This window comes from Flectobacillus sp. (genome assembly GCF_049240685.1).
Lineage (GTDB): Bacteria > Bacteroidota > Bacteroidia > Cytophagales > Spirosomataceae > Flectobacillus.
The window spans coordinates 2,457-12,248 of record NZ_JBMLSD010000032.1 but is presented as its reverse complement, the minus strand read 5'-3'; the positions used below and the strand labels follow the sequence as shown (position 1 = coordinate 12,248).

Genomic DNA, 9,792 nt, shown 5'->3' with positions numbered 1-9,792 from the left:
GAGTGGATTTTTCGTAGGCCTGTGCTGGAAAAAGTAATTTTCAAGGGAAGCCTAGCATAATAGCCTCAAAAAAGGGGTCAGGAAATATATTCCGACCCCTTTTTTATGAAAATTATAGAGGATAATCCCAATCCTAAAAATTCGGGATAACTCATGTTTATTTCATTTTTTCAAGCGCAGAAGTAAACTTTTGCGTGTCTATTTTTTCTTTCAATGCTAGTTCGTAAGCTTTTTGCTCAATATCTAGTGCTTTTTGCTTATCTCCAAGTTTGAGCATCAATTGTGCGTAAGAGTGATAATATTCAGGATTTTCGACGAGTTCGATGGCTCTTTGCACCCATGGGATAGCCTTTTCTAATTTTGCAGGAGAATCCACTTGTTCATAAAAGGTTTTTACGACATCGTTCAATTCGTTTGCAGTGAGGCGTGCCATTGTGAATCTACCATTTTTTTTGATATTGTTATAAAGTGGAGCCCCCACGCCTGTCGAGTCTTTAATTCCTAATCGATAAGCTTGCATCATTTTATCGTATTCCCATAAATCTTGCTTTCGGATACTTTCGATTTGGACAAACATGACGTACTGATCCAAATAGTTTTCGGCTGCTTCTACATATTTGTTGATATCTTTTACGGCAAGATAAAAAGCCAATTTATTTTTATCGTTTACTCTATCGGCCGTGTTGGGGAGAGCTTTTAGGTTGGCTTGCAAGGCTTTTTCGAAAAGTACTTTATTTTTGGTTTCGATGGCCTGATAAAAAAACTCGTTTATACTCGTAGAAAAAGCTTGGTTTACTTTTTCATCACCTCCTTCAAACAACCCTTCAGCTTTTTCACGATATTTCAGTAAAAGTTCAAACGCTTTACCATCAATTTTAAAACCATTATTAACAATCAAGCGAAGGGTTTTGTCTGATGACTGTTGGATGGGGGTCAGTGCTTTTACATATTCCTCAACAAGCGCCATGTTGTCCAAATTGTAACGAGAACGTTTAGCAATGAATTCATACAAAAAATCAGCATCACGTTTTCCCTCATTGTATTGTTTTTCAAGTACATAGATAGGCTTTGAGTCTGATTGGTTTGTTAAAACCAAATCGGCTTCTTTGAGCAAATCTGTAGCTCCAAGATAACCCTCTTGCTTATAGACTAGGTTTTCGGTAGCATCCACAAACAGGCAGGTAGGGTAGGAGGTTACGTTGTACCGACGGGCAAGTGTAATGCCAAAGCCTTTTTCGGCATCAATTTTATAATTAATAAATTTAGAATTGAATTTATCGCCGACAGAGGATTCAGAGAAAGTTTTTTTGTCCATCTCCTTACAAGGACGACACCAAGTAGTGTAGATATCAACAAAAATTAGCTTGTTCTGAGCTTTGGCTTGAACAAGCACATTTTGCCAATCATCTTGGCGAAAAGATATCCCCTGTGAGAAGGTCTGTGTGCTTACCCAGATGAAAGTAAGAAAACAGATTTGCGACAGGTTTACTGGTTTCATGGTATGGTAATGTTTTTGGTAAGGAATAGTTTCAATGAGTTTACAACGTTTTAAGTACAGAGGAAATATATGTTTAAGACGGTTTGTCTCATGAAATTCCATTCGAAAATATCATTATTTATTCAGAATGCCTTAGATTCTCTACAACTACTTCTACTAAAGTGCCCAATCGGGTGTGTAGTAGATGTTCGAAATCGTTTGATTTAAGGATGTAATTACGATTAATATACTGAAAATAAATTACATAAATAAGTGTTTTTCAAAAAACTACAGAGAAACACGGCGAAAAGAGGTCAAGATTTCAATAAACAGTAAAATTAGATAGAAACCTCAAAACGTTACAATGCAAAAATATATAGTTATTTAGTTGTAGCCCAGAGCTACAGTAAAAAAAGCCATAAAGCTTCAAAAAGATTCGAAAAGTACAAGTATAGCCTACAATCTAAATTCGCCGAGGCCAGTTGGTCGGAATGAGTAAATTTTGACCAAATTTGTATTTTTTGGGTAGGATTAATTGCTTTGTGGCGGGCTCTTCAAACAACTTTACAACTACATGGTTTTACTCATAAAACCATAAGTAGCCAATTGCGTGCCAAAAAAAGTAGCGTAGTAAGAAAAAAAAATCTAGATGAGCAAATCTAACTCACTGATTGACTTGGAGAGATAAGGATAGTTTTTAAAAAAAATAGGTAAAACAAATTGATATATGTGTACCTTTGCACCCGCAAAAAAGAAGATTTCTTACAAAATTAGGTATGATTACAAATTGATTAAAATAATTGCTATTTTGAGGTAAAGTTGAATTTTTCTAAGAAAGAAGGTTTTTTCGAGGGCTTATTTTGACTACTATATTAATTTGGCAAAAATCCTGTAAAAAACAAATAAATTTTTGTGATTTAATTAACGGGCATACCGTAACTTTGCCAAAATTCTATTGGGTAAATTTCATTAAATCCAGAAAACCAATCTCTTTGTGCTTTATTCGTACTATATGTAAGAAACTTTACGAATAAGTTTAATTATTATCAAAGATTAACGCCAGTTATGGACCAATTTTCATACATTGCCAACGCCGATACTGCGGTAATTTCGGACTTGTACGAGTCGTATCAGCAAGACCCCAATTCGGTTGACGCTAGTTGGCAGAACTTTTTCAAAGGTTTTGACTTTTATGCTTCTTGGAGTGGCGAGGCTACTACAAACGGAGTAGGTGGTGCATCAGTCGATGCGTCAATGATTCAGAAAGAAATGTCCGTAATCAGTTTGATTAAGGCATTTAGATCAAGAGGACACTTGTTGTCAAAGACCAACCCTGTTCGTGAGCGTAAGGATCGCCGTCCACGTCTTGATTTAAAGGATTATGCCCTTTCTGAAGCTGATCTTGATACTGTATTCCAAGCGGGTAGTTTTTTGGGTATAGGCCCAGCTTCTCTCCGCAAAATTGTGGAATCTCTCTATAAAATCTATGCAGGTTCGATTGGTTTCGAATATTCTTACATCAGAGAATCTGATGTGAAGGAATGGCTTCGTAATAAAATCGAAAAAGAGGCGCTAGCTTTTAATCCTTCTATCGACGAGAAAAAACAGATTCTTCAAAAATTGAATGAGGCTGTTGTTTTTGAAAATTTCTTAGGTACAAAATACCTAGGTCAAAAACGTTTCGGTTTGGAGGGTGGCGAAAGTACCATTCCAGCACTCGATGCTATTATCAATACTGCGGCTGACCTTGGGGTGAAAGAAGCTATGATTGGTATGGCTCACCGTGGTCGTCTGAACGTATTGGCCAATATTATGCATAAATCTTACGAAGCGATTTTCGATGGTTTTGAAGGAAATATTCCTGACCAAATCCACGGCGATGGCGACGTAAAATATCACTTAGGCTATTCTTCTAAGCATATTACTCCTGTTGGTTCTGAAATTTCGTTGAAATTAGCGCCAAACCCTTCTCACTTAGAAGCCGTAAACCCTGTAGTGGAAGGTTTCTGCCGTGCAAGCGCCGATGCTCATTATGATGGCGATTACGATAAAGTATTACCTATATTGATTCATGGTGATGCTGCTGTAGCTGGTCAGGGCATTGTATATGAGGTAACTCAAATGGCCAAATTGCGTGGTTATGAAACAGGTGGTACAATTCACTTCGTAATCAACAACCAAGTTGGTTTTACAACAGACTTTGAAGATGCTCGCTCAGCAATCTACTGTACAGATGTAGCTAAAATCATTGATGCTCCAGTATTCCACGTGAATGGCGACGACCCTGAAGCTGTTGTATTTGTTTCAAAAATGGCTGCTGAGTTCCGTCAACAATTCAATCGTGATGTGTTCATCGATATGGTTTGTTACCGTAGAAATGGTCACAACGAATCTGATGAGCCAAGATTTACACAACCAACTTTGTATTCGAATATCACAAATCATCCAAATCCTCGTGAAATCTACACTCAAAAGTTGATTGCACGTGGTGATATCGATGCTCAGTTGGCTTCTCAAATGGATTCTGAATTTAAGGCTGAGTTGCAAGCTCGTCTTGATCAAGTAAAACAAAAAATTCGTCCAGAATATGTACCATTAAAATTGGATAACAAATGGGCTAAATTACGTTTTGCTAATTCTGAAGACTTTGAAAAATCTCCTAAAACAGGTATTTCAAAAGAAACTATCGATAAAATTGCGGCTGCTTTAACAAAATTGCCAGCAGGTTTCCATGCCTTGAAGCAAATTGAAAAAGTATTAGCTGACCGTAAAGCATTTTTCCAAAACGGACAATTGAACTGGGCTACAGCTGAAGCTTTGGCTTATGGTTCATTGTTGTTGGAAGGTAAAATGGTACGTGTATCTGGTCAGGATGTTCAACGTGGTACGTTCTCTCACCGTCACGCAGTTTTGCACGATGCTGAAACTAACGAGTCATATACATCTTTGAACTTTATTGAAGAAGGACAAGAGCAAATCCAAATCTATAACTCATTGTTGTCTGAATACGGTGTGTTAGGTTTTGAATTTGGGTATTCATTGGCAAACCCTGAGGCTTTGGTAATCTGGGAAGCTCAGTTTGGTGATTTCTCAAACGGTGCCCAAACAATGATTGACCAATTTATTGCTTCTTGCGAATCTAAATGGGGTACCATGAATGCTTTGGTAATGCAATTGCCTCATGGTTATGAAGGTCAAGGTCCTGAGCACTCTAATGCCCGTCCTGAGCGTTACTTACAATTGGCAGCAGAAGATAACATGGTAGTAGCCAACTTGACTACTCCTGCAAACATCTTCCACGCATTGCGTCGTCAGTTGGCTTGGGAATTCCGTAAGCCATTGATTATTATGTCGCCAAAATCATTGTTCCGTCATCCAAAGGTAGTTTCTCCAATCGAAGAATTTATCGACGGTTCATTCCAAGAAGTTTATGGTGATACTTATGCAGATGCTAAGAAAGTGAAAAAAGTATTGTTGTGCTCTGGCAAGGTTTATTTCGACTTGTTGGAAAAACAACAAAAAGACAACCGTACCGATGTGGCAATTATCCGTATCGAGCAGTTGCATCCTTTCCCAACTAGCCAAGTAAATGCAGAACTTGCGAAGTATCCAAAAGCAAAAGTTTACTGGGTACAAGAAGAGCCAGAAAACATGGGATACTGGTCATTTGTAACTCGCGAATTTGGTTTCAAATCATTTGAAGGAGTTATTGCTCGCAAAAAATCTGCTTCACCTGCAACAGGTTTCTTGAAAGTTCACAACGAAGAACAAGCAATCCTAGTAGATAGAGCATTTGCTTAGTTATAATATTTGTTGAAACCGACTTTTTGACGCTAAGGCTCAGAGAGTCGGTTTTGGCATCATGTTACTAAACAAAATTTTAATAGGACATTTTACTATAGTTATAAATTGAAGATTGTGTCAAACAACCAATCCGAATACTAAATAATAAATTAATAAGATGGCAATCGAAATGAAAGTTCCGCCAGTTGGCGAGTCGATAACCGAGGTCACAATTGCCTCATGGAATAAAAAAGATGGGGATGTCGTGAAGATGGATGAGGTATTGTGCGAGTTAGAGTCTGATAAAGCTACCTTCGAACTACCAGCAGAAGCTGAAGGTGTTTTGCGCATTGTTGCAAAAGAAGGTGATACTTTGCCAATTGGTGCAGTTATCTGCGTTATCGAAGCCGCAGGTGCTTCGGCAGCAGCAGCGCCAGTTGCAGCAGCTCCAGCAGCAGCGCCTGCTCCAACGGCAGCGCCAGTTGCAACGGAAACTAAGGTTGTTGAAATCAAAGTTCCAGCAGTAGGTGAGTCTATCACTGAAGTTACAGTTTCGTCTTGGAATAAGAAAGAAGGTGATACTGTATCGATGGACGAAGTACTGTGCGAACTTGAATCTGACAAAGCTACCTTCGAATTGCCTGCTGAAGCGGCGGGTGTGTTACACATCGTAGCTGAAGCGGGTACAACATTGCCAATAGGTGGCTTAGTAGCTACTATTACGGTAGGTGCAGGTGCTAGCGTTGCTGCTCCAGCTCCTTCAGCAGCACCAGTTGCAGCAGCTCCTTCGGGCGATGCCAACTATGCTGCTGGTCATGCTTCTCCTGCAGCAGCTAAAATTTTAGCTGAAAAAGGTATTGATGCTGGTGCTGTACAAGGTACTGGCGTAGGTGGCCGTATTACTAAAGAAGATGCTCAAAGTGCTCAAAAACCAGTAGCTCCAGCGCCTGCAACTCCAGCAGCTGCTCCTGCTCCTGCGGCAGCACCAGTTGCTTCTTCTGACTCAAGAGGCGTGAGAAGAGAAAAAATGACTTCGCTTCGCAAAACAGTGGCTCGTCGCTTGGTTCAAGTGAAAAACGAGACTGCTATGTTGACTACATTCAACGAAGTTGATATGAAGCCAATCATGGATTTGCGTGCTAAGTACAAAGATAAATTCAAAGAAAAACATGGTGTTAACCTAGGTTTCATGTCATTCTTCACTAAAGCAGTGACAGTGGCATTGAAAGAATTCCCTGCGGTTAATGCTTCTATCGACGGCGATCAAATTGTTTACCACGATTATTGTGATGTTTCGATTGCGGTATCTGCTCCAAAAGGTTTGGTGGTTCCTGTAATTCGCAATGCTGAACAATTGTCATTGGCTGGTATCGAGGCTGAGGTTATTAGATTAGCAACTCGTGCTCGTGACAACAAATTGACACTTGATGAAATGAACGGTGGTACTTTCACTATTACCAATGGTGGTGTATTTGGTTCAATGTTATCAACGCCAATCATCAACGCTCCACAAGTGGCTATCTTAGGTATGCACAACATCGTTGAGCGTGCTGTAGTAATTGGTGGCCAAGTGGTAGTTCGTCCGATTATGTATGTAGCACTTTCGTATGACCACCGTATCATCGACGGTCGTGAGTCTGTAAGCTTCTTGGTACGAATCAAACAATTATTAGAAGATCCAACTCGTTTGTTGTTAGACGTCTAGTTTAAATAGATATTACTGAGGCAAAGACACGATATTATGCGTGTCTTTGCCTTTTTTGTATCATTTTTTGACTTAAAATCCATTGTTTCAATGTGCGAGAAAAACTATTTTCATCAAAAATTGAAGAAGATTGGTCGAAAGTCAAACACTTTATTTCAAAACTATCCGATAAAGAACTTTTATAGTAACAAAGCAATTATAGATAAAGAGTCAAAGGCTCAATAACTGTAAATAATCAAAGTATGCAATACGACGTAATAGTAATAGGCTCAGGTCCTGGTGGTTATGTAGCAGCCATCCGTTCGGCTCAATTAGGCTTAAAAACAGCCATCATCGAAAAATACTCTGTATTGGGTGGTACTTGCTTAAACGTAGGCTGTATTCCATCAAAAGCATTGTTGGACTCATCAGAGCATTTCTACAATGCACAACATTCATTTGCTGAGCATGGTATCGAGCTTGAAAACTTGAAAGCTAATTTATCTCAAATGATTTCTCGTAAAAAAGGAGTAATCGAAAAGATGAATAATGGTATTGCTTTCTTGATGAAGAAAAACAAAATCACGGTTTACAACGGATTAGGTTCTTTTGTTGACAAAAACACTGTGAATGTTGCTAAATTAGACGGTACTGCTGAGCAAATTACTGGTAAAAATATCATCATTGCTACAGGTTCAAAACCAACGGTGTTACCATTTATTCCTGTTGACAAAAAGCGTGTTATTACTTCAACAGAAGCTTTGAATCTTCAAGAAATTCCAAAACACTTAATCGTTATTGGTGCTGGTGTTATTGGTGCTGAGTTAGGTTCGGTGTACGCTCGTTTGGGTGCAAAAGTAAGTTTCGTAGAATTTGCTGATTCCATGATTCCTACCATGGACAAAACAATGGGTAAAGAGTTGCAGAAATCAATCAAGAAATTGGGTGCTGATTTCTACTTAAGCCACAAAGTAACTGGCGTAGTTAATAATGGTGACGACGTAACTGTTACAGCGAAAAACTCAAAAGACGAAGATGTAACAATTACTGGTGACTATGTGTTAGTTTGTATTGGTCGTCGTCCATATACTGATGGATTGAATCTTGAAGCTGCTGGCCTTGCTACAGACCAAAGAGGTAAACTTGAAGTAGATGAGCATACTTTACAAACAAAAGTAGGTGGAATCTATGCTATTGGTGATGTAATTCGTGGTGCGATGTTGGCTCACAAAGCAGAGGAAGAAGGTGTATTTGTTGCTGAAACTATTGCTGGACAAAAACCACACATCAACTACAACTTAATTCCAGGCGTAGTGTACACTTGGCCAGAAGTAGCTTCTGTTGGTCAAACAGAAGAAGAATTAAAAGCTGCTGGTCGTGCTTACAAGGCTGGTTCATTCCCATTCAAAGCTTTGGGTCGTGCAACAGCTTCAATGGATACTGATGGTTTGGTAAAAGTATTGGCAGACAAAGCTACAGACGAAATCCTTGGCGTTCATATCATCGGTGCTCGTGCAGCAGATATGATTGCTGAAGCAGTAGTAGCAATGGAATATCGTGCCTCTGCTGAAGATATTTCTCGTATGTCACATGCTCACCCTACTTATACAGAAGCTATGAAGGAAGCATGTTTGGCAGCAACTGAAAACAGAGCTTTGCATGCTTAATTTGAACTTTTTATGCTGAGATTTTGGCATTAAAATAAATAGAAAAAGGCTGATGGATTATTCTGTCAGCCTTTTTCTTTATTAAAAATACCAACATTAATCATTTCCAAAAGACTATCTCAATCAGCATTATGGATTTGAAACTCACGCACTTTTTTCTTAGCTTTGAGGGTAGTCATCATTATATCACTATTTGTACAAAAAATATCATGAAAAAAATAGCCGTATTAGCTTTAACTATTTCAATATTAGCTTCTTGTAAATCAAAGTCTGGCTCAGAATCTACTCAGACAGACTCGGTTGCTGTTACCCAAGCTGAATCAACTACTCCAGCGAGCGATGCAATGTACTTGGATGACGTGTTGGCTTGTAATGATTATGAGGGTTTGGTGAAGAAGTTTGGTGCTGAGAATATTGTTAAAAAAGCCACTATCGAGACGGGCGAAGGTTCTTTTGAAGCAACCAAGATTTTTGCAGGAACTCCCAAGGAAATCGAGGTGTATTGGCAAGATGGTAAAGAGTACAAAGTTATCGGCGATGTATTAGTAAGATTGCAACTAAAGGATGATAAGCCAGCAGCAGAGGGTTCGCCTTGGACTACCAAACTGGGCTTGAAGCCAGGAATGACCCTTAAGGATGTGATTGCTTTTAATGGCAAAACATTTACTATTACTGGCCTTGGCTGGGATTTAGGAGGAAATGTGGTTAGCTGGGAAGGTGGCAAATTGGCAGATAAAGATATCAATATCAGATTTAATGACTATTCGACAAATTCGGGTGGATTATCAGAAACTGAATATGCTCAAATTTCTGGCGATCGTGAGTTTGATGTTAAACATCCATCAATTCAAAAGCTAAACCCAATAGTTGACCAAGTATCAGTATATCACAAACCCAATTTCGATAAAGAATTAGGTAATAAGATGTACAAAGATGTAGAGGAAAAACAAATGCCGAAGCATTAGGATGTCAGTGACAAAGGAGCAAAGGCACAGAGGGACAAAGTGAAATTTAATTAGGCTTTATCCCTCTGTGCCTTTGTCACATTTCACCTTCTTGGCTTTACCACCTATCCACTTTGAGCCTCTGTGCCTTTATCACTTTGTGCCTTCTTGACTTTACCACTTATCCACTTTGTGCCTCTGTGCCTTTGTCACTTTGTGCCTACTTTACCACATTCT

General features: G+C 39.0%; 5 protein-coding genes. 4 read left to right on the top strand and 1 reads right to left on the bottom strand.

The features are described from left to right. Positions 1 to 157: 157 nt before the first annotated feature. Entirely contained in the window at positions 158 to 1,498 is a 1,341-nt protein-coding gene (locus tag ACOVQ4_RS01625; protein ID WP_421818920.1) for a thioredoxin fold domain-containing protein, read from the bottom strand. Positions 1,499 to 2,542: 1,044 nt separating this feature from the next. Here ACOVQ4_RS01625 and ACOVQ4_RS01620 point away from each other — a divergent pair. The 4 genes from ACOVQ4_RS01620 (at position 2,543) to ACOVQ4_RS01605 (ending at position 9,576) form a co-directional block, all read left to right on the top strand. Further along, complete coding sequence (locus tag ACOVQ4_RS01620) at positions 2,543 to 5,278, top strand: 2-oxoglutarate dehydrogenase E1 component (RefSeq protein ID WP_421818919.1); 2,736 nt, start codon at positions 2,543 to 2,545, stop codon at positions 5,276 to 5,278. A 160-nt stretch (positions 5,279 to 5,438) separates the two neighbouring features. Further along, entirely contained in the window at positions 5,439 to 6,965 is a 1,527-nt protein-coding gene (gene odhB, locus ACOVQ4_RS01615; RefSeq protein WP_421818918.1) for a 2-oxoglutarate dehydrogenase complex dihydrolipoyllysine-residue succinyltransferase, read from the top strand. Between the two features lie 242 nt (positions 6,966 to 7,207). Then, entirely contained in the window at positions 7,208 to 8,611 is a 1,404-nt protein-coding gene (gene lpdA, locus ACOVQ4_RS01610; RefSeq protein ID WP_421818917.1) for a dihydrolipoyl dehydrogenase, read from the top strand. Positions 8,612 to 8,820: 209 nt separating this feature from the next. Further along, positions 8,821 to 9,576, top strand: coding sequence for a hypothetical protein (locus ACOVQ4_RS01605; RefSeq protein ID WP_421818916.1), 756 nt, complete (start codon positions 8,821 to 8,823; stop codon positions 9,574 to 9,576). The last annotated feature ends 216 nt before the right edge of the window (positions 9,577 to 9,792 follow it).

Bases quoted from the DNA above. Each gene is read 5' to 3' on its own strand.
- ACOVQ4_RS01625 (WP_421818920.1), bottom strand. From the start codon at position 1,498: ATGAAACCAGTAAACCTGTCGCAAATCTGTTTTCTTACTTTCATCTGG.
- ACOVQ4_RS01620 (WP_421818919.1), top strand. From the start codon at position 2,543: ATGGACCAATTTTCATACATTGCCAACGCCGATACTGCGGTAATTTCG.
- odhB (WP_421818918.1), top strand. From the start codon at position 5,439: ATGGCAATCGAAATGAAAGTTCCGCCAGTTGGCGAGTCGATAACCGAG.
- lpdA (WP_421818917.1), top strand. From the start codon at position 7,208: ATGCAATACGACGTAATAGTAATAGGCTCAGGTCCTGGTGGTTATGTA.
- ACOVQ4_RS01605 (WP_421818916.1), top strand. From the start codon at position 8,821: ATGAAAAAAATAGCCGTATTAGCTTTAACTATTTCAATATTAGCTTCT.